The sequence below is a fragment of the Luminiphilus sp. nBUS_07 genome (assembly GCF_051201685.1).
In the GTDB taxonomy this organism is placed as follows: Bacteria; Pseudomonadota; Gammaproteobacteria; order Pseudomonadales; family Halieaceae; genus Luminiphilus.
Window position 1 is genome coordinate 61,435 of the sequence record NZ_CP179213.1, and the last position, 24,819, is coordinate 86,253.

Below are 24,819 nucleotides of genomic sequence, written 5' to 3' on the forward strand. Positions count from 1 at the left end.
GAATGACAACACGCCAATGAGCCAGTACAACGCCGACGCAATTGAGGTCCTCACCGGGTTAGAACCCGTACGCAAACGTCCCGGTATGTATACCGATACGATGCGGCCCAATCACCTTGCTCAAGAGGTAATCGACAACTCGGTAGATGAGGCTCTGGCCGGTCATGCCGATCAGGTTGACGTGGTACTGCACAGCAATGGGGGTATCAGCATTCAGGATAATGGCCGGGGTATGCCGGTCGACCTGCACCCGGTTCAAAAACTTCCGGGGGTCGAAGTTATTTTATCGACCCTACATGCGGGCGGTAAATTCTCAGATAAGAATTACCAATTTAGTGGAGGCCTGCATGGGGTTGGCGTATCGGTAGTCAACGCGCTTTCAAAAAGGCTCGATATTACGATCAAGCGCGATGGCAACATTTACACCATGGCTTTTGAAGGCGGAGAAAAAGTTGAAGATCTTGCGGTGGCTGGAACCTGCGGTAAACGCAACACCGGCACTCAAATTCGCTTTGACCCCGATCCACAGTATTTTGACTCCCCCAATTTTTCCCTGCCCCGCTTAATTCATGTTCTGCGTGCCAAGGCGGTGCTTTGCCCGGGTCTTCGGGTCACCCTGCTTGATGAGAAGAAGAATGAGCGCAGCGAATGGTTCTATGAGGATGGTATTTCTGATTACCTGATGGATGCGACCATCGATTATCCCGTCATTCCTGAAAAGCCCTTTACGTATCACTTTAGCGGCGAAACAGAGGCTGTTGATTGGGCTATTCAGTGGCTACCTGAGGGAGGCGATGTAGTCGCAGAGTCTTATGTAAATTTAATACCCACGGCCCAGGGGGGCACGCACGTTAATGGCTTGCGCTCGGGCTTGCTTGAGGCTTTGCGCGAATTCTGTGAGCTTCGCAGTCTCTTGCCCCGTGGGGTAAAGCTCACCGCAGAGGATATTTGGGACCGCTGTTGTTTTGTTCTGTCGTCAAAGCTTCAGGATCCGCAATTTTCTGGGCAGACCAAAGAGCGTTTGTCTTCCCGGGAGGCTGCAGGCTTTGTTTCTGGCGTGGCCAAAGATGCCTTTAGCCTCTGGTTAAACCAGCACACCGCCGAGGCGGAGTTGTTAGCTGAGCTGTGTATTAATCGCGCGCAAGCGCGCTTGCGGTCGGCCAAAAAAGTTGTGCGAAAAAAGGTGACTTCAGGTCCTGCACTGCCGGGCAAGCTAGCAGACTGCACCTCTGAAGACCCCGCCTACGGTGAGTTGTTTTTAGTCGAGGGAGACTCGGCGGGTGGCTCTGCCAAACAAGCTCGAAACCGTGAGTTTCAGGCGATCTTGCCGCTGCGCGGTAAGATTTTGAATACCTGGGAGGTCGATGCCCAAGAAATTCTCGCCTCCGCAGAGGTTTACAATATATCTGTGGCGCTAGGGATCGATCCGGCTAGCGATGATCTGTCTGGGTTGCGCTACCACAAGGTCTGCATTCTTGCTGACGCAGACTCCGACGGTCTGCACATTGCGACCCTGATCTGCGCACTATTTTTACGGCATTTCCAGCCGCTGGTGCGAGCGGGGCATGTTTATGTCGCCATGCCGCCCTTGTATCGAATCGATGTCGGTAAAGAGGTGTATTACGCACTCGACGACGCTGAGCGCAACGGCATACTCGAGCGTTTGGCGGCAGAAAATAAGCGTGCCAAACCCAACGTCCAGCGTTTTAAGGGGTTGGGAGAGATGAATCCTGGGCAGCTCCGTGAGACGACAATGGATCCTGATACTCGACGGTTAGTGCAGTTGGTGCTCGATGCCGATGCCGATACCCACGGCACTTTTGATATGCTGCTGGCCAAGAAACGATCAGGTGACAGAAAAACTTGGCTGGAGTCGAAGGGCGACTTGGCCGACATCGCCGGATAAGCCACTATTGCGTAATAGTCGGCACCTGAGGAGATACCCATGCCAATTTGGATTCGATCACTTACCTGCGTTTTATTGCTGCTTATTACCCAGGCAACCCTTGCAGATTGGCGGCTTACTGCGGCATCTGAGGTGGGTTATGTATCGATTAAAAATAATGCCATTGCTGAAAATAATTATTTTTCAGGCGTTACCGGTAGCCTCAATAAAAAGGGGCAGTTGAAGGTCAGCATTGATCTCAGCACCGTCGAGACCCAGGTTGATATTCGTAACCAGCGTATGCGCGATTTGTTTTTCGAGATCACGCAATATCCCGAAGCTGTGGTAACTGCGCAGCTCGATATGCAAGAGCTTGCTCAGGTTGAATCGGGGGCACCTTTAGAACTTGTTAAGCCTTTTACGCTGTCACTTCACGGTGTCGAGAGCACCGCAGAGGCGCATTTGCGTATTGTTTCGGTGGGAGGTCGCGCTTGGGTTAGCACCGTGCAGCCTATTCTAATATCGGCCGCTGATTTTGGCTTAGAGGGAGGCGTTGCAGCGTTGCGAAAAATTGCGGGTCTAGAGGCCATCGCCGCTGTAGTTCCCGTTAGCGTCAACCTGAAACTCGTTAAAAAGTCAGTCGATTAACGCACCCCGGCGCTTTGTAAAACCCCTTGCAGTTGACCTTGATAGCGCCCCTGTTTGGCCACATTGCCAACCTCCTCTGCGTAGCTGATTAGCGCTGAGAGTACTTCTGGGTTACCCGGCTGGTCCTGATTGAGCTGCTCCAGCAGGGTGAATGCCTGTGCAGGTTGTCCGGTATCATGAAGCGCAATGGCATACACATAGCGATGGCGCGAGCCTCCGGATTCGAGTTCAGCAGCAGTGGCTAATTCGGTGATGGCGGTTGCGCTGTTACCTTCGCGAAATTCCAAAAGACCTAGCGAGTGATGAAGCGCGCCCGGTGCCAGGGATGTCGCAATACCTTGCTTAAGAAGCGTCCGCGCCTCGTCCTCTCGTCCTTGGGCGCGCAGGACATCGGCTAAATTAACCCGAGCCGGATCAAGCTGTGGGTTGAGTCGCAGGGCTTCTCGCAGCGCAGCTTCAGCGCGACCAATGTCCCCTCGAGCAAACCAGTAATTGGCCAGCTGAAGTTGTGATGAGGGCATATCTGCATGTTCGGTCAAAACGCTCTCATATTCGTCAAAGAGTGCGAGTAGAGGTGGTAAATCTTGAGGTCTTAATTCCTGCAGCGGTGTAGTGGCAAGTTGCTCTGCAACAGCCATACGGACACCTTGAACAGGATCATTAATGAGTGTGCGCAACATGAGGTAACGCTGTGTTGGTGGCAGGGGCGCGCTGGCTCGCACAGCGCTACTGCGCAGCAGCGTGTTTTTAGAGGCTAGCAGCATGCCGGCAGTCTGAGATAAATCGGGTGGTGCTAGGCCGCCATACTGCACAAGCGCAGAAGCGCGCAATATCGGCGTGGCTGATGGGTCATCAATAATCTGTTTTAACGCTGGCATACTGCGAATATCCTGCCCATGAGCGCTGCGCAGAGCCATTGCGGGGTGACGCCGCGGGCTATCAAATTTAATGCCCCAATCCCGAAGGCTATCGAGAGCCCAGGAGTTTGATTGGTCTGTGTGGCACTGGGTGCAGGCATTGGGGCTGCCGGTCATCAATGACAGATCGGGCCGGGGAACGCGCATGCTGTGATCCCGGCGTGAATCGACGCCCATGTACAGTTGTGCAGGCATGTGGCATTCAACGCATTGGGCACCCGTGCTATTTGCCGCGTGTCGGTGGTGCTGGGGTGTGTCATAGGTGGCGGGCATATGGCATTGCGCGCATAGCCCATTACCTTCGGCAATTGGTGTGTTGCTGTGGGGGTTGTGGCAGTTGGTACAGACGACTCCAGCTTGATGCATTTTGCTTTGTACAAAAGATCCGTAAACGTACACCTCATCGCGAATTTGGCCATCGGGCCAATAGAGTGGTTCCTCAATAAGCGATAGCCGGTGGGTGTCGAGCAGGTCGGCCCCGTAGTGGTAGTCTCCTAGGGTACTGCGGCGTGCGTGGCAGCGAGCACAGTTGTCAATTTGAATGTTGTCAGTCAGTGGGCTGCTGCGGTGGGCAATACTGGCGTTCTCCGCCCAAGCCCACTGGCCCTTCGCTGCGAGGGACATTTCAAAGCCGCCGTGGGGTGCTTGCGCGGTGGTTTTTTCTTTTGCCAGAGCAACGTGCTGAGCGCCGGGTCCATGGCAGCCTTCGCAGCCGACGTTATCGGCGTCCCAAGTCGTCGCGAAACTGCGCTCTGTGGCGTTGTACTGCTTCTTCACGTTGGTGCTATGGCACTCGGCGCACCGTGTATTCCAGTTTTGGTAGGGACCCGTCCAATGTAAGGGATCCCCGGCCTTAATCGCGTCATCGGGATAGAGGTGGTACCACCGCTGTCCACCTTCAGATTCTGTACGGGCATCCCAGGCAATGGTTAAGGCCTGCAGTTTGCCGTCACCGATGGGCAGCAAGTATTGCTGCAAGGGAAACACGCCAAAGACCCAAGCAACGCGAAAGTCTTCGAGTTCCCCGGCCGCGTTGTCGGTGCGCACCCAAAAAGCATCATCTTTGCGATAAAAGGTGGAAGTCGTGCCCGCATAAGTGAACGTGGCGTCATCAAAGTTTCCGAGCACGGTTTTTTCGGTAACCGTTTGCATGGCCAGATCATGGTGGGAGCCCTGCCAATCGGCGAAGGGCTGCTCGTGGCACCCGGCACAGGTCGCGGTACCTACATAGTCAGTACTGGCCAGAGACATCGCCGAGCACAGGGTCGCAACTATAACGGTGGCAATGGTGGCAAAAGACAGTAGTTTTTGGCTGATCGTGCGGACCATGTACGCCTCATTAAAAATGTTAGGTTTGGTGGCGCGGCTATTAAGGAGGTGGTGGGAAGCTGCAGCGATTTCCTGCTGCTTTTCTCTGAGCTCAAATAATGGTGCGCCAACCTCCTTAAGTTTAGCCGAGCTTTGACCTAGGCATGCAGCTTAAATCGCGTCATTTTGGCGCAGCACTCCAGTGGCGTCACTTCTGATCCGATGGTTATGCCGTATAGGTTGCCCAGCATCTTCGGGAGTGCTCCCCCCGAGCAAAACACGCAACACTGGGACAGTTACGGCGGCTAAGCTGTTGGCAGCGCGCAAACACACAGCGCAGGCATAAATCGCTGCTATTTCTTGAAGGTCCCTGTGGCTTCATCGAGATAGCCTCGAGACGACCATCGGTGTATTCAACACAGCTTTACCCGTGCTCAAGCCGTTTTATACAGGGCGCCTTGCTGCGTTACGCACCTGCCGCGGCATTTGCTCTGGTTTCAGTCTCAGATAATGAGTTCGGGTACACTACACCCCAACAGCAAAATCGGCGCGGCAGTTTGCGCGGACACGGCCAAGGAATTTAAGCGTTATGAAAATTGGAATTCTAAAAACCGATACGGTACGGCCAGAGTGGGTGAGCACCTATGGCGAGTACCCCGACATGTTTGAAGCTTTGTTACGTCAGGTCAATCCAGGGCTGGAATTTCGCACTTGGGATGTCGAAGCGGGTGAGCTACCCGATGACCTGTCGGCAGTGGATGGTTACATCATTACCGGTAGCAAAAGTAGCGCTTATGACGATAAGCCCTGGATCCGTGCCCTTGAGGATTTTATTCGTCACGCCCATCTAGTGAGGGTCAAGTTAGTGGGTATTTGTTTTGGCCACCAGCTGGTGGCTAGGGCTCTGGGTGGTTTGGTCGACAAGTCGGCTAACGGCTGGGGTTGTGGGGTGCAGGTTTACAGTGTTTCAGACGCGCAGCTACTGGCCGATGGTCAGGGCGTAGATTTGCAGTTACTGGCCTCACATCAGGATCAAGTCATGTTGGCGCCCGAAGGTGCGCAGGTTATTGCACGTAATGACCACTGTGATATTGCGGGTTTCAGGATTGGTGAGCACATACTTACCTTTCAAGGGCACCCTGAATTCATCCCTGAATATTCCAGAGATATTATGGCGCTTCGGCGCGAAATGATCGGCGAGGCTAGGGTTACAGAAGGTCTTTCTTCCCTTGATAAGCATGACCATCAGGGAGAGCGTGTGGCCCGCTGGATGCTCGATTTCATCGCCGCTCAGTAATTCTTTGTTCTACTTTCACTCGGTATTGGTGCATTCGCCTTTGGTGAATGCACCACAAAGCCGACTGAATATTTTGCAGTTTATTTACCGTGCAGCTCTTTAGGGCCTAACCGATCATCGCCTGTAACTGTCAGTTGGGAACTACCAGCGGTTGCGACCCAGCAGCAGCTACCTACCAGCTGCCGGTGTTTTCCATCGATGCCCAGGGTTCCGCGGCGGGTAAGGCATCCCCTGCCTGGAGTAATTCTATCGAGATGCCGTCGGGGGAGCGGATGAACGCCATGCGACCGTCGCGGGGTGGGCGGTTAATGGTGACGCCTTTGGTCATCAGGCTCGCACAGGTCGCGTAAATATCTTCAACCCGGTAGGCCAAGTGACCAAAATTCCTGCCGCCATCGTAGGTTTCGGAATCCCAATTGTGGGTAATTTCAACGAGGGGCGCCTGATCCTTATGAGCGCGTTCGACATCAGCCGGGGCCGCTAGGAAAACGAGCGTAAATCGTCCGGCCTCGCTGTCGTATCGATTCACTTCTATTAGCCCCAACTTGTTGCAAAAGAAGTCGAGGGTGCTGTTTAAATCACTAGCGCGGATCATGGTGTGCAAAAATTGCATGGCGATACTCAATGTAGAAATCAGATGCTCTATTATGGCGTTTGCTGGTTGCCTTGTGTGGGCTATTGGTCGGGAAATTAGCTTTTAGTAGGACCTTTTAAAGGTGGTTCACGCTAAACTCACCGCCGTACCCGAAGGCTTGCGAGTTGGGGTGCTTTTTTTCTCCCTGAACTTGGATGACACCATGTGGTTTCGAAATTTACGTGCTTACCGATTACCTGAGCGGTTGGGACTCGATGCTGAGGCAATGGCTCAGCGCTTAGAGTCTCGCCCTTTTACTCCTTGTCGCCCAGCACAGCCCTTAAGTGCGGGTTGGGTCGCGGCTCTTGATGACAGTGTCGAATCGCTGGTTCATGCGGCAGGCCCTTACTGGCTACTCCGACTCAAACGCGAAGAGAAACTACTGCCGTCATCGGTAATTCGCGATGAGGTGGGCAGTCGGGTACTACAAATTCAGACCGCAGAGGCGCGCAAAGTGCATCGTAAAGAGCGGTTGCAGCTGACCGATGAGGTTACCCAGGACCTTATGCCTCGAGCTTTTACCCGGGCGCGCAGTATTGAAGCGATGGTTTTTGAGAAAGATGGCTGGTTGTGGGTAAACAATGCCAGCGCCCCCCGCGCTGAAGACTTTCTTTCGGCGTTGCGCGAAGCGCTGGGCAGTTTGCCCGCTGTGTTGCCCGTGACCCGTAAGAATCCTGCTGCGGTGATGTCCGAGTGGTTGCTACATGATCAGTTACCCGAGGGTTTTGAGTTGGGTACCGAGGCCGACCTCGTTGAGCCCGGAGAGGAGGGTGGTGTTGTTCGTGCCCGGAGTATGTTGCTCGATTGCGATGAAATTAGAGCGCATATCGAGTCGGGTAAACAGGTTCAGCGTTTGGCTCTAGCTTGGCAGGGACGGCTGGAATTTGTACTCGGTGCCGACTTGGTTATTCGCCGCCTGAAGTTTGCCGAAGCCCTGACAACAGCACACGACGATATCAATGAGGATCCTTTGGCCAGACGCGACGCCGATTTCTTGCTGATGAGCGAAACTTTGGCAGAGCTCTGGCCGGCCCTCTTGCAAGCCTTTGGCGGGCTGGAGGCATGAGTCAAAACACAGATCCTCGCCCCGGCCGCTATCGACACTATAAAGGCGGGGCATATGAGGTTTTGGGTGTTGCCACGCACTCAGAGACGGAGGAACGACACGTAGTTTATCGCCCTCTTTATGGAGAAGGTGCGCTGTGGATAAGGCCCCTGGCGATGTTTGTCGAGTGGGTCGACGTTGATGGCGAGCAAAAACCACGGTTTGCCCCCGAGGACATAACGAGCCCATAGCCGGCAGATTGTTTGAGGTTACTGGATCTGCTCTGACGTCGATTTAATCTGCGCCCTTGACGCTTAGATAGCCAGATTGGTGCTCGAGATTCTTCAGGGAAATTTTGCGCAAGCGTTGCGGGCAGGCCGCCATTTCTTGACGAAACTATTCGTGAACTCACCACGCGAGATTAAAATCGTGTGATGGCACCTGAGTGATTGAACCTGAGTGGTTGAACCGATGCGTAGTTCTAACTAAGGACTTGGCCCAAAGTCGAAACCGCAATGTGGAGTTTCAGACATTGGGCTATTCGATGAAGCTAGGCCGTTCCCAAAACTCGACTGCCGCCGTCAAGGTGAGCATTGCCCTGCTGGCCGTAAAGCGTCACGCCGGTGTCGTTGCCCCGCACAATGTTAATAGCCTGCTGGGTGCGATCCCTGAGAGCAGAGATCAACATACCGTTGCGGTGGTTGAGTGTTTTGCAGCTTTCTCCGGCTAAACGAATAGTGGAAGTTAGCTCAACACCCGTTGCTCGCTGCCCTGCACTGAGCTGCGGGTGGCTTGCTAGCGTCTCTAGATTTTGGCTAGTGCTCACAGCTTCCCGGGCGCTTTTAGCGGTCATGTAGCCTTCAAGGGCATCATTTTTATCAGCGATAGCAGATTCCAATCGCTCTGCGTCACTTGTTATCAGGGCATCGTGTTCTGCTTCGAGAGCATGCAAAACCCGAGTCAGCGCCTCGGCCTCACGGGCTAACGTATCGAGACCTGGTGCCAGTGTGTCCTGTTCAGCTGCAGCTAGCATTAGACCAGCTCCTGTTCCTGTCGAATCAATGCATCGGCAATCTGGCCGGCGTCTATTTCATATTGGCCGTCGGCGATTCGCTGTCTAATAGCCTCAACCTTTTCTAGGTCAACGCCACTAGCGGCGCGAACATCATCTGCCAAGGCGCTGAGTCGCGTTGCGGTATCGGTCAGCTCTACGCGGTCGTCTCCCATTACAGAGGGGGCTGCTGCTTTTGCTGCCGGGCCGCGATTTTCCTCGCTTCGAGCTTCTGCGGCACGACGTTCGCTGTCGATGCGGCTAGGGCTTCCTGATCCGGCTATGTCAATTGGTGCCATGGTTTACTCCAATGTGCCTATGGGCCCGTCGAGCGGTTCTTCTTAACCCCAGTAGCGGCGGGATGTCAGAAAACTTTAGGATTATTTTCAATGTTATCACTGTCTGCTTCGGGCCTGTGCTACTGAATAATCACCGAGCCGTCGGCGGTTACCACGCCCTCGACCCTAGCGCCTGACGTTAGGTTAGACACTAGGACGCGATCTCCTGCGCTGCCTTTGGCCAGCGCTTTGCCCTGCATGCTTACACGTAACCCGCCGCCGCCACTGATAATGTTGACGGTTTGTCCGCGCTCAACCAGGATCGGTGCCACCAGGTCGTTGAATCTTAGCGGGCTGCCCGGGTCGAGATTACGCCGTGCCTCCATGCCCAATAAATCATCGATTTCGGTGATGATACCGCCATATTCCTGCGTAATTCGTCGCTTTTCTAGGACGATGTCGTTATTTCCAATAAGATCGCCGCGTCTCAGCGCTCCCGTAAGTACGGGTATGACCTGATTAGCAGAAACTTCGCCGCGTACATAAAGAGTCCAGACTTCCTCCCCCGGGCAGCGGATGCCAACACTCACGGCCCCAAGCGCTCGTTCGCTATTGGATGGAAGTGCCTCGAGGGCTCGGGTGCATCGGGCAAGCGCAAGTCGGGCATCAAGGGGCCGCACTTGTACATCAATGTGCTGATAGCCCTGATCTGCGGCACGAGATTGCATCGTGAGTGCCGCAGTGCTCGCAATATCAGACAGTGAGTGGCTGCCATTGTCTGCTTGGCCAATCGCTGCAGTAAAAGTAAGGGCGCCTATTAGGGCGTACCGCCAATGTTTTGACATTTCCCACCTCATTAATTGGGTTTCCTAATGCCCATGCAAATGGAATGCCAACTTTTTCTAACGAGGCAAGCCTCAATGACCCAGTCAGTGATTCGACGGTGGCCATGCCTTTGTTCCCCCCAAATTTTAGGGCGGCAATGCTTGCCGTTTTAAGGGCTCTAGTTTGCCGCCGTTCAGGCGCCAAAAACTTGTCGCTCACCAAAGGCGATACTTAACGACCTGATTTATATAGGGTTTTTAAGTTGGCACGAGTTTTGAATAACACATTGCGAACACAGGGAGGCCAAACCATGGCTGGATTTGACAACGCATTGGGCATTTCGCCCCAGGTACTGGCGCTGCGCTCGCAGCGAATGAACCTTTTGAGCGCAAATATCGCCAATGCTGAAACGCCTAATTACAAAGCCCGAGATATCGATTTCCGCTCGGCTATGACTCAGGCCAGTAGCAGCCAAGAGGGCGCGCAGCTGCGGGCAACTCAGGCCAACCATATGACGGGATTCGAAAATCAAATGGGCGTTGAGTCCGATGTCCAGTTTCGCCAACCCAGCAGTTTGCAGGAAAACGGCAATACCGTAGAGACCCACCGTGAACATGCTGAGTTTATGGATAACGCTCTTAAGTATCAGGCCAGCTTGAACCTGCTGGACTCGCGCATTAAAGGCCTGCGTGCGGCCATTAAAGGAGAATAGCGATGAGCCTATTTGACAGTATGAACATAGCCAGCACCGCGCTATCGGCACAAACCACGCGGATTAATACGATTGCATCCAACATGGCAAATGCCAACACCGTGGCTTCCACACCTGAAGACACTTTTAAAGCCAGGGCTCCTATTTTTCAGGCGGTTCTGGAAGGTGAGTCTGATCAATTGGGCGTGCGCGTGAAAAGCATTGAAGAGCTTGGGGGCGAGGCACGACAAGAATTCGAGCCGGCTCACCCCCTCGCCAATGAGGAAGGCTTTATTTACAAGCCCGACATTGATGTCACTCAGGAGATGGCCAACATGATGTCGGCATCGCGCTCCTTTCAAAGCGCCATTGAAGTGATCAATACCTCCAAGCAGTTAGCGTTGCGAACGCTGACGCTAGGCAAGTGAGGGGCGGATTATGACGTTAAACGCACTCAATAATCCGAATGACTCGGCATCAATTTTCGAGTCATTGAACCCAGCGCGAGCGGCTGAGAAAGGCAAGGCCGGCTCTGCCGAAGAAATGGGATCTGAAGAGTTCCTGCAACTCATGATTGCTCAGCTGGAAAATCAGGACCCCACCAAGCCGATGGACCAAATGGCCTTCATGAGTCAGTTGGCGCAATTCACCCAGGTATCGGGTATTCAAGAGCTTAACGAAAGCTTTTCAGGCCTGACGGAAACCCTTACCGGGCAACAGGCATTGCAAGCCTCACAAATGGTGGGCCGCAGTGTTTCCACCAACAGCAATGTGGGCAATCTCAGCGTATTGGGCACTAGTAACGACGGCAACCCGGTCATGCGTATGAGCGCCTCGGTTGATCTGGGCAACAACGCCTCCGGTGGCAGTTTTTTTGTTCAGGACATGAGCGGGCAGCTGGTGTTCTCCGGCACATTGCCAGCGGGCTCCGGCACATTACCGGTGGTTTGGGATGGCATCGATGCCGAGGGCAATGCATTACCTCCGGGTCAGTACCGCATTTCCGCTGAAGTGGAGCGTAATGGCGCAAACCAAGCCGCCCCGGTTTTTGCTCACGAACAGGTCGTATCAGTCGCAATTGGCGCCGGCAACACGGTGACCCTAAATCTCGCCAATGGACAGTCCCTTGGCATCAACGAAGTGAAAGAATTTTTCTAAAGTAAAACTAGAGAGGATCACACCATGGCATTTAGTACCGCTATTTCTGGCATCAAGGCAGCACAAGCTAACCTCGACGTCGTTAGTAACAACATCGCCAATGCAAGCACAGTGGGGTTTAAAGCCTCACGCGCTCAATTTGCCGAAATTTATGCCAACTCTGTGTCAGGTGGTAGCAATGCCGGGCAAGGGGTTGAGCTCACCGAAATTCGCGCTGATTTTTCTCAGGGCAGTTTAGATTTCACGGGCAGCGGCCTTGATCTGGCCATCTCAGGTAACGGCTTCTTTATCGTGTCAAATGGAGGCGCTTCAGAGTACACCCGAGCGGGGTCCTTTCTAGTTGATCGCGACGGTTTCCTTACCAATGAATCTGGTAACCGTTTGCAGGGCTATCAGGGCAATACCGATGGTGTCATTACGGGTGAGCTGGGCGACTTGTTCATCGACACCACCTTGGTAGACCCAAAAGTGACCTCAAAAGTCACAATAACCAGCAATTTAGATTCTCGGGAAGCTACGCCGGCGACAACGCCTTTTGCTTCCACAGACCCCACCTCCTACAACAGCACAACCTCGACGACTATTTATGACAGTTTGGGAAATTCTCACGTGTTGCAGCTGTATTACGTAAAGACGGCGACGGCGAATACCTGGGATGTCTATACGTCGGTTGACGGGGGCACGCCACCTGCCGCGACACAAATTAGCTTTGACCCTGACGGCACCCTTGCTGCGGCATCAAATAACTCTATTGCTATTACGACACCCGCGGCTGAACTGTTGTCGGCGGCTGGTGTGGCGACCGGAGCCGCTGACCTGACTTATACGGTTGATATTTTGGCCACAACACAGCTTGGCACTGACTTTTCAGTGAACTCCGCGACTCAGGACGGTTACGGCGCGGGTCAGCTGATTTCTTTTGAATTTGACGATACAGGCACGGCGTTTGCGCGCTACACCAACGGTCAATCACGGGCCATTGGCCAGGTGGCCCTCGCGAGCTTCCGCAATAACAACGGTTTGCAGCCCGTCGGTGGCTCCAATTACGTTGAAAGCTTTGGTTCGGGCAGCCCAAATATTGGCGTACCCGGGAATTCGGGTCGCGGTGATATTCAAGCGTCTGCGGTAGAGCAGGCCAACGTTGATATTACCCAGGAGCTGGTGAACTTAATCGTCGCCCAACGTAACTTCCAGGCGAACGCCCAGGTTATCTCAACGGAAGATCAGGCCACCCAGGCCGTGATCAACCTTCGGTAACTAGGCGTTAGGTAAGCCACTATGTCTAATATTGCCCATCTCGCCGCCCAGTCTGCTCGACAAATACAGCAGGCTCAGGCTGTGGTTACCCATAACCTGGCCAACAGCGGCACTACAGGGTTTAAAGCCGATTTGTATCAGGCTCAATCGTCTTACGTTGACGGTGGTGCCGTTAATGGTTCGGCTGTGGCGGGCAGTGTGGGTGGTGGCGTGGATTATTCCTCGGGGGCCATTGCCCAAACCGGGCGTGATCTCGATATTGCGATCACCGGTGAAGGTTGGTTTCAGGTGGTGGCAGATGACGGCACTTTGGCCTTAAGTCGCCGGGGTGATTTAAGAGTGGGCACCGATGGCCTGCTCAAAGATGCCACGGGTAAAACGATTATGGGTAACGGTGGTCCTGTATCGCTGCCACCTTACTCCAGTTTGAGTATTGGCACTGATGGCACCATCTCGATTGTTCCTATGGGTGAGCTACCTACCAATATTGTTGCCCTTGATCGGTTGATGCTGGTGAACCCCCCACCCGAAGCGTTAGTGAAGAGCGCCGACGGCATGATTCGCGTTGCCAACATGGACGGGCTTGAGCCCGATGCCAATGTGCGGGTTGCGGTGGGAGCCCTGGAAACCTCAAACGTTAGCCCCGTCGGGGCCATGGTCGAGATGATCACGCTGGCGCGTAGTTTCGAGCAGCACATTCAGACCATTAAATCTGCTGAAGAACTGGATGCCTCCAGTGCCAGCATCATGAAGCTTGAATAAAAGGAGCAGCGACCATGTCTCAGTCACTGTGGATTGCAAAAACCGGACTCGACGCCCAGCAAACGAAAATGGCGACGATCTCCAACAACCTGGCCAACGCGGGAACCAATGGTTTTAAGCGCGGGCGCGTTATTTTTGAAGACCTGCTTTATCAAAATGTTCGTCAGGTCGGCGCGCAGTCGAGTCAGGACACGGTCTTACCCTCGGGATTACAGGTGGGTACGGGTGCGCGGGTTGTAGCCACCGAGCGGCTGTTTACTCAAGGCAATTTGTCTCAAACCGACAACCCTCTGGATCTGGCTATTCAGGGACGTGGCTTTGTTGAGGTGCTGATGCCCGATGGCAGTCAGGGTTTCACTCGAGATGGTTCTTTTCAGATTAACGATCAGGGTGTGATGGTGACAGCGGCGGGCTATCAAGTTCAGCCGCCTATAACAATTCCCCAGGACGCGTTGAGCATTTCTATCGCACCAGATGGAACCGTTTCTGTTCAGCAGCCAGGAACACCTCAGGCGACTCAGGTCGGCGTCATTCAGCTCACTGACTTTGTAAACCCATCGGGCCTGCAGGCTCGTGGTGAAAACCTCTTTCTGGAAACGGGCGCAAGCGGCGCGCCGCTTCCTGGCAACCCTGGGCTCAATGGCTTGGGTACATTGCAGCAGGGTTTTGTTGAAGGTTCTAACGTGAATGTTGTTGAGGAGCTGGTGAACATGATTGAAACCCAGCGTGCCTACGAGATGAACTCAAAAGCGATTTCAACCGCCGATCAAATGCTTCAGTACGTATCGCAGAACCTGTGAGACGAGTGAGGAGATTGAAATGAAGCGCAATAACCTATTCGCAATACTGATTTTGGCGGCTCTTTTAGTTGGCTGTGGTGGTGTAGAGACCAAAGTACATCCCGCCTATGCCCCCATTGAGCCTATTGAATACCCCGACCAAAGCAGTGGTATGACCCCGGCAAGCTTGTATAACGAGCAAAGCGGCCTGTCGTTGTTTGAAGACACCCGCGCCCGCGCCATAGGCGACATCGTAAGTGTCGTATTGCAGGAATCTACCAGCGCCGCAAAAAGTGCCGACACCGACCTGAGCAAAGGTTCCGATATTGGCGTCGACGCACCGGTATTGTTTGGTGAGCCCTTTGATTTTGGGGGTGGTGGTAACTACGACCTGAGCCAAAGTATTGCCTCGGAATATGGGTTTCAGGGGCAGGGATCGAGCAATCAAAGCAACCGCTTGCAAGGTGCTATTGCCGTGCAGGTGGCCAAAGTTTTACCCAATGGCAACTTGGTCGTTCAGGGTGAGAAATGGATCAAGCTTAATCAGGGCGACGAATTTATTCAGCTTCGGGGGATTATTCGTCCCGAGGACATTTCGCCCCTCAATACCGTTCCCTCTTCATTGGTGGCCGATGCCCGCATTTCCTATGGCGGTACCGGAATTATTGAAGAGGCCAACACCCTGGCTGGTTAACCCGCTTTTTCACCAGCCCACTAAATCCTTTTTAAGGGAGCCACAATTGTGAAGCTTCGAAAGATAAATACCTTTGCCCTAGCGGCGGCGCTAAGTCTGCTTTTTATCGCTAGCCTTGCAAAGGCCGAGCGCATTAAAGATCTGGCTATGCTCGAGGGCGCCCGAACCAATCAACTGGTCGGCTTTGGTCTAATCGTGGGTCTTGACGGCTCGGGTGACCAAGTGACGCAGACGCCTTTTACCTTACAGGCGGCACGATCTATGTTGCAGCAATTTGGGGTCAACGTACCGGCTAACAGCAATCCTCAAACCAAGAACGTCGCGGCAGTTATGGTCACCGCAACTTTGCCGCCCTTTGCCAAGCCGGGTCAGACCATTGATGTCACGGTGTCATCTTTAGGTAATGCCAAAAGCCTGCGCGGTGGTGAGCTGCTAATGACGCAACTCAAGGCCGGCAATGGCGAAGTTTATGTGGTGGCACAGGGTTCGTTAATTGTCTCGGGTTTTGGTGCCGAGGGCGCCGACGGATCGTCTGTGTCGGTTAACACTAAATCGGCAGGTCGTATTCCCAACGGCGGTATTGTTGAGCGTGAGGTGCTCACCCCCTTGCACGGCGCTGGGCCTCTCACCTTTAACCTCCATTCTCCCGACTTCTCCACAGCGAGCAATATGGCCGCAGCAATTAATGGCTTTATGGGCCCCGGAACAGCCGTCGCCCTCGACGCGGTTTCTGTTCGAGTGGTGGCGCCGGCTGAGCCCGCTGCAAAGGTGGCTTATGTGGCTGAGTTGGAAAAAATTCAGGTTCGGCGAGCCGCGGCCTCGGCCAAGGTTATTGTTAATGCTAGAAGCGGCACCATTGTGATTGGTGCCGATGTCATGGTGAAAACCGCGGCGGTAGCCCACGGAAACCTCACGGTAACCGTCGATGAAAGCCTCGAGGTCAGCCAGCCAGGGCCATTCGCCCGCCGTGGCCAAACGGTAGTGACGACGCAGTCAGAGGTCAATGTTGAAGACGAAGACGTGCGTATGTTCCTGCTGCAGGACGGCGTGAGCCTTCAGGAAATTGTTACGGCCATCAACCGAGTCGGCGCTGCCCCCGGTGATCTCATTGCCATTTTAGAGGCACTACAACAGGCAGGTGCGCTTAGTGCGCAGCTGATTATTATCTAATGAACACCATTGGTCAGGAAGCTGCGGTTTACACCGACTTCAGTCAGTTGGAGTCATTAAAAGCTGAAGCGCAGGCAAACCCTAATGCCGCCCTTGAAGAGGTGGCCCAACAGTTTGAATCGCTGTTCATGCAAATGATGCTGAAATCTATGCGTGACGCGACGATTAAAAGCGATCTTTTCAGTTCAGACCAGATGGACACTTATCAAACGATGGCCGACCAGCAAACCGCGCTGTCTCTGTCTCAGCAGGGCGGTATTGGCTTGGCCCGGGTTTTGGTTGAACAAATGCAAGTGCGTGGACAGGCATCAGGGGCGGAGCTTTCTGAGGAAGGCCAGACGCCGGCAGCGGCTGCCGAGAGTGGGATACCCCTCACAAATTCAGCAGCGCCGGTTAAAGCTTTTGACATACCAGTCGCTACTCACAGCGCAATAGACCTTAAAGGCTAAGCATGGCGAATACACTAGGGATAGGCACAACGGCCCTAAGCGCATTACAGCGGGCGATTTCAACGACCGGGCAAAACATTGCCAACGTCAACACCGACGGTTATAGCCGGCAGTCGGTGACGTTTTCTGCGCGTCCCGCGCAAGATATTGGCGCCGGATATTTGGGCTCGGGTGTGCAGGTTACCTCTATCGATCGCGCTTATAGCCAATTCATGGCTAATGACGTGCAACAACGCACGGCCTCCAGCGGCTATTACTCCCTGTATGCCAATGCCGCCGAACGTGTCGATTCTATGCTCGGTGACCCCTCCACGAGTATTACCCAAGCCATGGACAGTTTTTTCGCCAGTGCCGAAGCCGTGGCCAACAGCCCAACATCGCTGCCCGAGCGGCAGGTGATGCTCTCTAATGCCGAGACACTGGTACAGCGTTTTGATTACATTGTCGGCCGCGTTGACGACGTCACGAAAGAAATGAACAGCCAGATTGCTGGTGCCGTCTCAGAAATTAACCAGCTGGCCGGCGGTATTGCCACGTTAAATGAGGAAATTGCCAAGGTCTCCGGCCGCACTGGTGGTTTACCCAACGATTTATTGGATCAGCGCGACGCGCTTATTGTGCAGCTCAGTAGTTTGGTGGATACCAAGACCGTGGCCCAGGACGACGGCTCACTCAACGTGTTTATTGGCCGCGGTCAGCCCTTGGTGACCGGTACGGTTGCCGAAACTCTGGCGACACAAACTGACCCCGACTTGGGTAGCACATCAATAGTGACGCTATCAGCCTTTGTGGCAGGCTCAAGCGACGTGAGCGACTTTTTAACCGGCGGAAAATTGGGGGCAGCTTTAACTGTCACTGATGAGGTGATCAATCCCACACGTCGCGAGCTTAATTTACTAGCTGTGGGCTTTGCAGAAACTGTTAACGCTATTCAAGAGGGTGGTGATGACCTTCAGGGCGTTAATGGCACGGCCCTATTTACCAAGACCGAGGGAGTTGTGAAAACCGCGCCAAGCGTTGATGACAGTACAGCTAACAGCGGTAATGCCGCAGTCACGTTTACCGTCACTGACGCGAAATTACTCACCGGCGACAGCTACCGGGTCGATTACACGGCAACCGGGGTCAATTTGCGCAATCTCACGACCGACGCGGTGACCACTTTGGGTGCCTCCCCGGCAACGGTAGACGGCGTGCAAATAACCTATACGGCACAGGTTGCAACCGGAGGAGCAGGCGCCAACCAAGGCGATGCGTTCATTGTTGACCCGGTGTTTCAGGCTTCGCGCTTTCTTGAGGTGAAAATAGACGACCCGGCAAAAATTGCCGCCGCTAGCAATGGTGGGGCTGCCGGCAACAACAGCAATATGCTGGCCATGATTGAACTGCGTGACCAGTCTTTACTTAAAGGCAGCACTGCAACCTACGGCGAGGTCTACAATAACCTGTTGTCCGATGTCGCTGTGCGCACTCAGCGCGCCCAGTCTAGTGCTGAAACCGAGACCGCCCTGCTGGGCAGCGCCCTCGACCGTCAGAGCAGTTTGCAAGGGGTCAACCTCGACGAAGAAGCGGCAAACCTGGTGCGTTATCAGCAGGCCTATCAAGCTGCGGCGCAAATAGTGGCGGTGGCCAACGAAGTGTTTGACACCTTATTGCGGGCAACTTCACGATGATTGATCGCGTATCTTCAAATCAGGTGTATCGCACCGGCATTGGCTCCATTCTTGAGGCACAGTCACAGCTGAGCCGCATTCAAGAACAGGTAGCGTCAGGTAAACGTATTCAAAATCCTTCTGATGATCCGAGTGCTGCGGCTGAGGTTATTCGTTTGCGTACTGAGTTGAATCGCGTGGAAACCTATCAGCGCAATGCCGACCGTGCGATTAACGCTCTGTCTTTTGAGGAGAGCGCTATTGCGGGTGCCGAGTCGGTACTGCAACGGGCGCGAGAGCTCGCTGTTCAGGGTGCTAACGATGCACTGCTCACGCAGGAAGACCGCGAGATTATTGCCGCAGAAATAGACGGCTTGCGTGACTCGTTATTGAACATTGGCAATACCCGCAATGCCGACGGTGAATACATTTTTGCCGGTGACCGCGTCAATTCGGCTGCCTTTAGTGAGTCGGGTGGCGCCATTAGCTACGACGGAACCGGCGGGCCGCGCATGGTGAATATAGCCGCCGGTATTCGCATTCAAGGCAATGATACCGGTGCTGAGCTGTTTCAAAATGCCCCCGCGGGTAATGGTGCTTTTGAAGTTTCTGTACCCAATAGCAATGTGGGTAACGGTACTGTGGGCAGTACCGGCTACGACAATAGCTACCCGGGTAATGAGAATTACACAATTTCCTTCTCAACGGGGGGCGCAGGGCAACTCCAGTACACCGTCACTGGAAGCACATCGGGCGCGTTAGCGGCCGCTCAGGACTTCACGCCGGGTGAGGCCATAAGTTTCGCAGGTGCAACGGTGGTTATAGAAGGTGAGCCTAATGCATCGGATACGTTTGCGGTTACCTCGGGTGGCACCCAAAGCGCCTTCGATACGCTATCTGAACTCAGTGCTGCACTACGCACAAACGGCTCTAGCGACGCTACGGCAAAGCGCGTGTCTCGCATCGGTGCAGCTATACAAAGTATCGACGCCAACTTGGGTCAGTTCTCTAAAGTGCGTACCGATTTAGGTGCACGTCTGAATCGGCTTGATGACCAGATCTCATTAAACGACAGTTTTAACCTGCAAGTTGAACGCACAATCTCTAGCCTGGAAGATCTTGATCTTGCTAAAGCGGTCACTGAACTCAACCTCCAGCTGGTGGCACTTCAGGCCGCCCAGCAGTCTTATTTAAAGACTCAAGGTATATCACTATTTAACTATCTGTAATGCTTGGCAGTTTCCTCTGGTTTAGAAACCACTCTGTGTTTGTGTTGCTCTCATAGCACCTAAGCCATAGCACCTAAGCCATAGCACCTAAGCCATAGCATCCAAGGCAAAGCACCGTTCTAAAGTAAGCGTGACGGCACCGGTTAGCTTCCTTGGCGTTAACAACCTCTCTCCCAGCTTCTCCGCAAATTAAACCGTTTAGTGACAGGCTCTCTTGTCTAATATTTTTGCCGACCTGGGCTATTAAAGGTTGTTCACTTTTATAAAAAGGCGCTTCGCAAAGTCTGATTGGATTTTAAAGATGTAGCTGGCGGCTGGAATTGCCATGTTTTGCGATGTAAATCACATTAAAACAGGTGGTTGGCTAAAAATAATCTCAAGGGTTACTAAAGCTTTGTCACAGGTCGTCGCTACTAGGGGTGAGAGAAGCGGGTTCACAAAAGAACCTAGCATGTTCTAAACCGACTAGGCACGCAGAGCGGGCCAACAAGGAGCGACACCATGGCACTTGTCATCAACACTAACGTAGCCTCGCTGAATGCCCAGCGAAACCTAGACGCCAGCCAGTCATCGGCAGCAACATCGCTAGAGCGACTGTCTTCTGGCCTTCGAATCAACTCTGCCCGGGATGATGCTGCGGGTCTGGCTATTGCCAACCGGTTCACGGCACAGATCAATGGCTTGAACCAGGCGGCTCGTAACGCGGCTGACGGTATCTCGCTGGCTCAGACTGCAGAAGGTGCGCTTCAGGAGGTCACCAACAACCTGCAGCGTATTCGCGAGCTGGCGGTACAGGCCGCTAATGCTACCAACAGCGGAGCAGACCGTCAGGCGTTGCAGTCGGAAGTCGATCAGCTGGTCTCGGAAATTGACCGTGTCGCCAACACAGCGAATTTCAACGGCGTCAAGCTGTTAGATGGCTCTTTCACCAGCAAGACTTTCCAGGTGGGTGCTACAGAAGGTGAGACTGTCAGCGTTAATGCGATTATTGATGCCAACACGAATGCTCTTGGAGAGTATGCAGCTGATCTGAATGGTACGTTTTTGGGTGCCGCCAGGGATGCGGCTGCGGACACCAACGGTATACAGGCGGCGAATTTGTCTTTTACCATTACCGACACGAACTCCAATACCGTGGGGACTGCCGGAACGGTTGCAGCGATCGGTGCCAACGCTGAGGCGAGTGAGATTGCTACAGTTATTAATGCCATGGATTCGCGCCTTGGTTTGGTAGCTACTGCTAGTAATACAGCTACTTTGGGTAACTTCAGTGCGGCTGAAACCGTAACTTTCACCCTGGAGGGAACCGCTATCACGGGCGTTGTTGTAGCCGATGCAAACGACCTCACAGCGGTAAAAGACGCGATTAACGCGGTCCAAGGTACTACCGGCGTTACGGCCTCTTTTGCTTCCACCGACAAGAGCGAAGTCACTCTAACTGCAGCCGACGGCCGTGATATAACCATCTCTGGGTTCACTGATGCAGCATCTACTGGTATAACGGCCGACGTGACGGGGGCAAATGACGTGGCTGACCAAATCACTGCGAATGCCGGAGACAACGAGTCGACAGTGATCGGTGACGTTAATGTTACCACAACCAAGGGTTCAATCTCTGTGACTAGCAGCGTTGCTGCTGAGATCGTGCAGGGAACTCAGACAGCTGCTTTGGTCTCTATTGATAATGTTGACCTAGCGAGCAGTGCCACTACTGCTGCTGATTCACTGTCTGTCTTGGACGCAGCCATAGCCCAGATCAGTAGTGGCCGGGCCGACTTGGGTGCGATCCAGAACCGTTTCGAGTCTGTGATTACCAGTTTGCAGGTCGCCTCTGAGAACGCTGAGGCCTCCAGGTCACGCATTCAGGATGCTGACTTCGCGTCTGAAACCGCTAACCTAACCAAGTCGCAGATTTTGACTCAGGCGGGTATCTCGGTTTTGGCTCAGGCCAACGCTCAGCCCCAGCAGGTCCTTGCGCTTCTGCAGTAATAGAGGCCTAGGCTACAAATGTAAGCAAACAACCGGACAGTGCAAACTGTCCGGCTTTTTTGTCGGCTAGAGCTCAAATTTAGTTTTAATCGACAGGGAGGATTTGAAAATGAGTACATCAGTAAATCCCAATCAGCCACCGGTGCCCTTACCCGGCACGGGGGCAGCGCCAGTCGAGCGGGAGGCACCCGTTGAGCGGGTAACTGCCGAGGCTCCACCGCGGGAAGTGAAGGAAGTAGAGCGAGAGCGACCTTCGGCCCAGGAAGTAGTGCAGGCAGCTGCAGACCTCAGCGAGTATCTTTCAAGTGCGTCGCGGTCATTGCGGATTAATGTCGACGGCGAGCTGAGGTCACCCATTGTGACGGTGCTGGATACCGATACCGACGAGGTGATTCGTCAAATTCCCAGTGAGGAACTGGTTGCTTTAGCGCGTTTTGCGGCGAAGCAGGGCGCAGATGCCACCGTCGTATCGGGTGTGTTAATCAACGAGGAAGGTTGATTCAGAAAATAGGGTGCTTAAGCCAACACTGGCACGCATGTTGCATTGTCATTTGGGAAAGGCAGTACCGTCAAATTTTCTACACGGCCTTCTAAAAGGCGTGAAGCACAGTAAAGGAATGCGGCATCATGGTGGCAGCAACAGGCCTGGGTTCAGGGCTTGACATAGAGAGCTTGGTTTCTGGCCTTGTGGGTGCCGAGCGTGTACCACAGGAGCAGCGTTTGCTGCGCCAAGAAACCGGTTTCACGTCACTGTTATCGGGGCTTGGGCAGCTCAAAGGCGCTCTGGCAGCGGTACAGCCGACGCTTACAACGCTGAAGAGCGACAGCACTTACGCGGCCTACACGTCGTCTTCGAGTCAATCCAACGTTGCCTCTATCTCCACAGCAACCTCTGGCAATGTTGCCACGGGCACTTATGCCCTCGAAGTGTCTAATTTAGCGGTCAATCAGTCCTTAACCTCGGGCAATTTTGCGGCTACTGATACGGTTGTGGGCACGGGCAAGCTCACCATTGCCTTGGGCACGCCCACGTATTCGGGCAGCACCTACTCAGGTTTTTCGGCCAATGCATCGCTCACAGCCGTAGACATTACTATCGACAGCTCCAACAACACCCTGTCGGGGGTGCGCGATGCCATTAACGCCGCTAACGCCGGCATCAATGCGTCCTTGGTCAAAGATGGCAGCCAATATCGCTTACTCATTACCACCGAAGACACCGGCGTGGCCAATAGCGTGTCGATCAGCATTGATGAGGATGGCGATGGCACGGCAAACAATACGGGTACCGACACCGACAACACCGGCTTATCCCAGCTAGCGTTTAACAGTACTGCATCTAACATGACCCAGTCGGCTGCCGCCGAAGACGCTGCGTTTACGATTAACGGGTTAGCATTAACCAGTGCCTCCAATGTACTCACTGACGTCCTCGACGGCGTTACCGTCACGCTAAAAGAGCAAACGACCAGTGCGGCGACACTCACAGTGGCAGATAATCCAAGTGCGATTACCAGCGCTGTTCAGGCGTTTGTTACCGCTTATAACGGCTACGCCACCAGTGCCACTAGCCTAACTAAATATGACGCTACGACGCAGGTTGCCGGCTCGCTTCAGGGAGACGCCACCGCTCGAGGTGTAATTTCACAGGTGCGCTCGACGCTAACCAACTCAATCGCTACTGGTGGCAGTTATACCGCGTTGGCGGAAATTGGCATCACGACGAAAGCAGACGGCACCTTAACCCTCGATACCGTCGTTCTTGATGCGGCCATTACAGCAGATCCCAGTGCAGTGAAAACGTTGTTTGCGGGTGGCACAGTGAGCGGCGCTGAAGTGACTGGCATGGCCGATAACTTAGATACCCTGTTAACGGGCTTCTTAAGCACTACGGGTGTTTTTGACAGTCGCACCGACAGTTTAAATAGCCGCGTCGAAGACATTGCCGAGCAACGCACAACGTTAGTTCGCCGAATGACGAATTTGGAAGCGCGCTATCGCGCCGAATTTAATGCCCTCGATTCGTTGCTGGCACAGCTGACGTCCACGGGTGATTTTCTACTGGCTCAGCTAGACGCCCTTCCCGGGTTTAATAGCGGGTCTGACCGAAATTAATGACTGATTTAAGGTAACCATTATGAATGCACGCCAAGCTATGAGCGCTTACAGCAATACACAAATTCACTCAGGGATTATGGACGCTTCGCCCCACAAGTTAACGGCGATGCTTCTTGGTGGCGCCGTTGATCGGGTAAATGCTGCCCGGGGCGCTATTGAGAAAGGTGATGTTGCTCGGCGGGGCGAAATGCTGGGCAAGACCATTAGCATTTTAGCCCAGCTGCAGGCCGATCTAGATATGAGTCAGGGTGGTGAGATTGCTCAAAACCTTGAGGCACTTTATGACTACATGATTCGAGGTTTGGTCGACGCCAATCGTGAAAATGACGCTAAAAAATTGGACGAGGTACAGGCCCTGCTCAGTGAAGTTAAGGCAGGTTGGGATGGCATAAAGGATCAGGTAGGGAGCTAATGATGGGAGTTGCAGTAATGGAGCCCCAAGCCTTAACCGACCTCGCTGAGCGCCGAGGTCAGTGCACTTTGCTGGCCAATGTACTCATGATGACTCAGCAAATGCTGGATATTGCCCGTGGCGACGACTGGCACCAGGTGGCTAGCATGGAGTCTGAGCGTCGCGCGCTACTCAATGAGTGCTTTGCGACGGCGGTATCTCCCGAGCATTCCGAGATATTTTCAGAGGCACTGGCCGCTATGCTGCACCTCAACGAAGAGCTGGTGTCGTTGCTTGATACTGCCAAAGCTGAGGCTGCTGCGCGGCATTCGGGGCAGGTGAATACGCGTCGGCAGATTAATCAGTATTTAGACGTCGATCCGGTCTAATTGTTAGCTTTATGCAAAGTCTAGTGGCACTTTAAGAAAAATGCCTAAGATTTTGTATTAAAATTTGCGAAAAGCGCGGCGTTTTGCGATTTAAATTAAGAAAATTTCTTAATATGGTGTCAATTTACTGACAGCCAAGGTGTTGGCTGTTACGGTCTCCATTCCTTATTAAGGCTGTGGCGACGCCCACAGATTACCACTTT

The 24,819-nt window shown here is 53.6% G+C and carries 26 protein-coding genes; 21 read left to right on the top strand and 5 right to left on the bottom strand.

Going from position 1 to position 24,819, the window contains the following annotated elements:
* The first annotated feature begins 16 nt into the window (after positions 1-16).
* On the top strand, positions 17-1,906 hold the full coding sequence (gene parE, locus ACMAZB_RS00285; RefSeq protein ID WP_435218581.1) for a DNA topoisomerase IV subunit B: 1,890 nt from the start codon (positions 17-19) through the stop codon (positions 1,904-1,906).
* A 39-nt stretch (positions 1,907-1,945) separates the two neighbouring features.
* On the top strand, positions 1,946-2,533 hold the full coding sequence (locus ACMAZB_RS00290; protein ID WP_435218583.1) for a YceI family protein: 588 nt from the start codon (positions 1,946-1,948) through the stop codon (positions 2,531-2,533).
* On the opposite strand, the gene ACMAZB_RS00295 is transcribed toward ACMAZB_RS00290, so the two are convergent.
* A complete protein-coding gene (locus ACMAZB_RS00295; RefSeq protein ID WP_435218585.1) occupies positions 2,530-4,779 on the bottom strand; it encodes a tetratricopeptide repeat protein in 2,250 nt (749 codons plus the stop codon). The genes ACMAZB_RS00290 and ACMAZB_RS00295 overlap by 4 nt on opposite strands.
* A 568-nt stretch (positions 4,780-5,347) precedes the next feature.
* Between ACMAZB_RS00295 and ACMAZB_RS00300 the strand changes: the two genes are divergently transcribed.
* Positions 5,348-6,055, top strand: coding sequence for a glutamine amidotransferase-related protein (locus tag ACMAZB_RS00300; protein ID WP_435218586.1), 708 nt, complete (start codon positions 5,348-5,350; stop codon positions 6,053-6,055).
* Positions 6,056-6,227: 172 nt separating this feature from the next.
* On the opposite strand, the gene ACMAZB_RS00305 is transcribed toward ACMAZB_RS00300, so the two are convergent.
* The gene (locus ACMAZB_RS00305; protein WP_435218588.1) at positions 6,228-6,668 is read right to left on the bottom strand and encodes a VOC family protein; all 441 of its coding nucleotides are present in this window, start codon (positions 6,666-6,668) and stop codon (positions 6,228-6,230) included.
* A gap of 103 nt (positions 6,669-6,771) precedes the next feature.
* Between ACMAZB_RS00305 and ACMAZB_RS00310 the strand changes: the two genes are divergently transcribed.
* Together ACMAZB_RS00310 and ACMAZB_RS00315 are read left to right on the top strand one after the other, a co-directional pair.
* Positions 6,772-7,755, top strand: coding sequence for a recombination-associated protein RdgC (locus ACMAZB_RS00310; RefSeq protein WP_435218590.1), 984 nt, complete (start codon positions 6,772-6,774; stop codon positions 7,753-7,755).
* Positions 7,752-7,985, top strand: coding sequence for a DUF1653 domain-containing protein (locus ACMAZB_RS00315; protein WP_435218592.1), 234 nt, complete (start codon positions 7,752-7,754; stop codon positions 7,983-7,985). The genes ACMAZB_RS00310 and ACMAZB_RS00315 overlap by 4 nt, the downstream gene beginning before the upstream one ends.
* A 299-nt stretch (positions 7,986-8,284) precedes the next feature.
* Here ACMAZB_RS00315 and ACMAZB_RS00320 read toward each other — a convergent pair whose 3' ends face one another.
* The 3 genes from ACMAZB_RS00320 to flgA all read right to left on the bottom strand — a co-directional run bounded on the left by ACMAZB_RS00320 (position 8,285) and on the right by flgA (position 9,908).
* Complete coding sequence (locus ACMAZB_RS00320; protein WP_435218593.1) at positions 8,285-8,767, bottom strand: flagella synthesis protein FlgN; 483 nt, start codon at positions 8,765-8,767, stop codon at positions 8,285-8,287.
* Positions 8,767-9,084, bottom strand: coding sequence for a flagellar biosynthesis anti-sigma factor FlgM (flgM, locus tag ACMAZB_RS00325; RefSeq protein WP_435218595.1), 318 nt, complete (start codon positions 9,082-9,084; stop codon positions 8,767-8,769). The genes ACMAZB_RS00320 and flgM overlap by 1 nt, the downstream gene beginning before the upstream one ends.
* Before the next feature lie 119 nt (positions 9,085-9,203).
* Positions 9,204-9,908: a flagellar basal body P-ring formation chaperone FlgA gene (gene flgA / locus ACMAZB_RS00330; RefSeq protein ID WP_435218597.1), complete on the bottom strand. Its 705-nt coding sequence runs from the start codon at positions 9,906-9,908 to the stop codon at positions 9,204-9,206.
* 290 nt (positions 9,909-10,198) lie between these two features.
* On the opposite strand from flgA, the gene flgB reads away from it, so the two are divergent.
* From flgB to ACMAZB_RS00410, 16 genes are all read left to right on the top strand, one after another.
* The gene (gene flgB, locus ACMAZB_RS00335) at positions 10,199-10,600 is read left to right on the top strand and encodes a flagellar basal body rod protein FlgB (protein ID WP_435218598.1); all 402 of its coding nucleotides are present in this window, start codon (positions 10,199-10,201) and stop codon (positions 10,598-10,600) included.
* Between the two features lie 2 nt (positions 10,601-10,602).
* Positions 10,603-11,007, top strand: coding sequence for a flagellar basal body rod protein FlgC (gene flgC / locus ACMAZB_RS00340; RefSeq protein WP_435218600.1), 405 nt, complete (start codon positions 10,603-10,605; stop codon positions 11,005-11,007).
* 10 nt (positions 11,008-11,017) lie between these two features.
* Positions 11,018-11,737, top strand: a complete 720-nt coding sequence (locus ACMAZB_RS00345) for a flagellar hook assembly protein FlgD (protein WP_435218602.1) — start codon at positions 11,018-11,020, stop codon at positions 11,735-11,737.
* 24 nt (positions 11,738-11,761) lie between these two features.
* Entirely contained in the window at positions 11,762-12,994 is a 1,233-nt protein-coding gene (flgE, locus tag ACMAZB_RS00350) for a flagellar hook protein FlgE (protein WP_435218603.1), read from the top strand.
* Positions 12,995-13,015: 21 nt separating this feature from the next.
* On the top strand, positions 13,016-13,756 hold the full coding sequence (locus ACMAZB_RS00355; RefSeq protein WP_435218605.1) for a flagellar basal body rod protein FlgF: 741 nt from the start codon (positions 13,016-13,018) through the stop codon (positions 13,754-13,756).
* A gap of 14 nt (positions 13,757-13,770) precedes the next feature.
* A complete protein-coding gene (flgG, locus tag ACMAZB_RS00360) occupies positions 13,771-14,556 on the top strand; it encodes a flagellar basal-body rod protein FlgG (protein WP_007234254.1) in 786 nt (261 codons plus the stop codon).
* 19 nt (positions 14,557-14,575) lie between these two features.
* Positions 14,576-15,229: a flagellar basal body L-ring protein FlgH gene (locus ACMAZB_RS00365; protein WP_435218607.1), complete on the top strand. Its 654-nt coding sequence runs from the start codon at positions 14,576-14,578 to the stop codon at positions 15,227-15,229.
* A 48-nt stretch (positions 15,230-15,277) separates the two neighbouring features.
* Complete coding sequence (locus tag ACMAZB_RS00370) at positions 15,278-16,399, top strand: flagellar basal body P-ring protein FlgI (RefSeq protein WP_435218608.1); 1,122 nt, start codon at positions 15,278-15,280, stop codon at positions 16,397-16,399.
* Complete coding sequence (locus ACMAZB_RS00375; RefSeq protein WP_435218610.1) at positions 16,399-16,848, top strand: rod-binding protein; 450 nt, start codon at positions 16,399-16,401, stop codon at positions 16,846-16,848. Before ACMAZB_RS00370 ends, ACMAZB_RS00375 begins: the two co-directional genes overlap by 1 nt.
* A gap of 2 nt (positions 16,849-16,850) precedes the next feature.
* Positions 16,851-18,521, top strand: a complete 1,671-nt coding sequence (flgK, locus tag ACMAZB_RS00380; protein ID WP_435218611.1) for a flagellar hook-associated protein FlgK — start codon at positions 16,851-16,853, stop codon at positions 18,519-18,521.
* Complete coding sequence (flgL, locus tag ACMAZB_RS00385; RefSeq protein WP_435218613.1) at positions 18,518-19,729, top strand: flagellar hook-associated protein FlgL; 1,212 nt, start codon at positions 18,518-18,520, stop codon at positions 19,727-19,729. Before flgK ends, flgL begins: the two co-directional genes overlap by 4 nt.
* A 501-nt stretch (positions 19,730-20,230) precedes the next feature.
* Positions 20,231-21,718 carry a flagellin gene (locus ACMAZB_RS00390; RefSeq protein WP_435218614.1) on the top strand — a complete coding sequence of 496 codons (1,488 nt, stop codon included), beginning with the start codon at positions 20,231-20,233 and terminating at the stop codon, positions 21,716-21,718.
* 109 nt (positions 21,719-21,827) lie between these two features.
* Entirely contained in the window at positions 21,828-22,217 is a 390-nt protein-coding gene (locus ACMAZB_RS00395; protein WP_435218616.1) for a flagellar protein FlaG, read from the top strand.
* A gap of 128 nt (positions 22,218-22,345) precedes the next feature.
* Positions 22,346-23,833 (top strand): flagellar filament capping protein FliD, encoded by a 1,488-nt coding sequence (gene fliD, locus ACMAZB_RS00400; protein WP_435218617.1) that lies wholly within the window; start codon positions 22,346-22,348, stop codon positions 23,831-23,833.
* A gap of 22 nt (positions 23,834-23,855) precedes the next feature.
* The gene (fliS, locus tag ACMAZB_RS00405) at positions 23,856-24,248 is read left to right on the top strand and encodes a flagellar export chaperone FliS (RefSeq protein ID WP_435218619.1); all 393 of its coding nucleotides are present in this window, start codon (positions 23,856-23,858) and stop codon (positions 24,246-24,248) included.
* A 2-nt stretch (positions 24,249-24,250) separates the two neighbouring features.
* The gene (locus ACMAZB_RS00410) at positions 24,251-24,616 is read left to right on the top strand and encodes a flagellar protein FliT (RefSeq protein WP_435218620.1); all 366 of its coding nucleotides are present in this window, start codon (positions 24,251-24,253) and stop codon (positions 24,614-24,616) included.
* Positions 24,617-24,819 lie beyond the last annotated feature (203 nt).

Excerpts from the sequence above, each read along its gene's own strand:
- parE (WP_435218581.1), top strand. The coding sequence starts at position 17 with ATGAGCCAGTACAACGCCGACGCAATTGAGGTCCTCACCGGGTTAGAA.
- ACMAZB_RS00290 (WP_435218583.1), top strand. The coding sequence starts at position 1,946 with ATGCCAATTTGGATTCGATCACTTACCTGCGTTTTATTGCTGCTTATT.
- ACMAZB_RS00295 (WP_435218585.1), bottom strand. The coding sequence starts at position 4,779 with ATGGTCCGCACGATCAGCCAAAAACTACTGTCTTTTGCCACCATTGCC.
- ACMAZB_RS00300 (WP_435218586.1), top strand. The coding sequence starts at position 5,348 with ATGAAAATTGGAATTCTAAAAACCGATACGGTACGGCCAGAGTGGGTG.
- ACMAZB_RS00305 (WP_435218588.1), bottom strand. The coding sequence starts at position 6,668 with ATGCAATTTTTGCACACCATGATCCGCGCTAGTGATTTAAACAGCACC.
- ACMAZB_RS00315 (WP_435218592.1), top strand. The coding sequence starts at position 7,752 with ATGAGTCAAAACACAGATCCTCGCCCCGGCCGCTATCGACACTATAAA.
- ACMAZB_RS00320 (WP_435218593.1), bottom strand. The coding sequence starts at position 8,767 with ATGCTAGCTGCAGCTGAACAGGACACACTGGCACCAGGTCTCGATACG.
- flgM (WP_435218595.1), bottom strand. The coding sequence starts at position 9,084 with ATGGCACCAATTGACATAGCCGGATCAGGAAGCCCTAGCCGCATCGAC.
- flgA (WP_435218597.1), bottom strand. The coding sequence starts at position 9,908 with ATGTCAAAACATTGGCGGTACGCCCTAATAGGCGCCCTTACTTTTACT.
- flgB (WP_435218598.1), top strand. The coding sequence starts at position 10,199 with ATGGCTGGATTTGACAACGCATTGGGCATTTCGCCCCAGGTACTGGCG.
- flgC (WP_435218600.1), top strand. The coding sequence starts at position 10,603 with ATGAGCCTATTTGACAGTATGAACATAGCCAGCACCGCGCTATCGGCA.
- ACMAZB_RS00345 (WP_435218602.1), top strand. The coding sequence starts at position 11,018 with ATGACGTTAAACGCACTCAATAATCCGAATGACTCGGCATCAATTTTC.
- flgE (WP_435218603.1), top strand. The coding sequence starts at position 11,762 with ATGGCATTTAGTACCGCTATTTCTGGCATCAAGGCAGCACAAGCTAAC.
- ACMAZB_RS00355 (WP_435218605.1), top strand. The coding sequence starts at position 13,016 with ATGTCTAATATTGCCCATCTCGCCGCCCAGTCTGCTCGACAAATACAG.
- flgG (WP_007234254.1), top strand. The coding sequence starts at position 13,771 with ATGTCTCAGTCACTGTGGATTGCAAAAACCGGACTCGACGCCCAGCAA.
- ACMAZB_RS00365 (WP_435218607.1), top strand. The coding sequence starts at position 14,576 with ATGAAGCGCAATAACCTATTCGCAATACTGATTTTGGCGGCTCTTTTA.
- ACMAZB_RS00375 (WP_435218610.1), top strand. The coding sequence starts at position 16,399 with ATGAACACCATTGGTCAGGAAGCTGCGGTTTACACCGACTTCAGTCAG.
- flgK (WP_435218611.1), top strand. The coding sequence starts at position 16,851 with ATGGCGAATACACTAGGGATAGGCACAACGGCCCTAAGCGCATTACAG.
- flgL (WP_435218613.1), top strand. The coding sequence starts at position 18,518 with ATGATTGATCGCGTATCTTCAAATCAGGTGTATCGCACCGGCATTGGC.
- ACMAZB_RS00390 (WP_435218614.1), top strand. The coding sequence starts at position 20,231 with ATGGCACTTGTCATCAACACTAACGTAGCCTCGCTGAATGCCCAGCGA.
- ACMAZB_RS00395 (WP_435218616.1), top strand. The coding sequence starts at position 21,828 with ATGAGTACATCAGTAAATCCCAATCAGCCACCGGTGCCCTTACCCGGC.
- fliD (WP_435218617.1), top strand. The coding sequence starts at position 22,346 with ATGGTGGCAGCAACAGGCCTGGGTTCAGGGCTTGACATAGAGAGCTTG.
- fliS (WP_435218619.1), top strand. The coding sequence starts at position 23,856 with ATGAATGCACGCCAAGCTATGAGCGCTTACAGCAATACACAAATTCAC.
- ACMAZB_RS00410 (WP_435218620.1), top strand. The coding sequence starts at position 24,251 with ATGGGAGTTGCAGTAATGGAGCCCCAAGCCTTAACCGACCTCGCTGAG.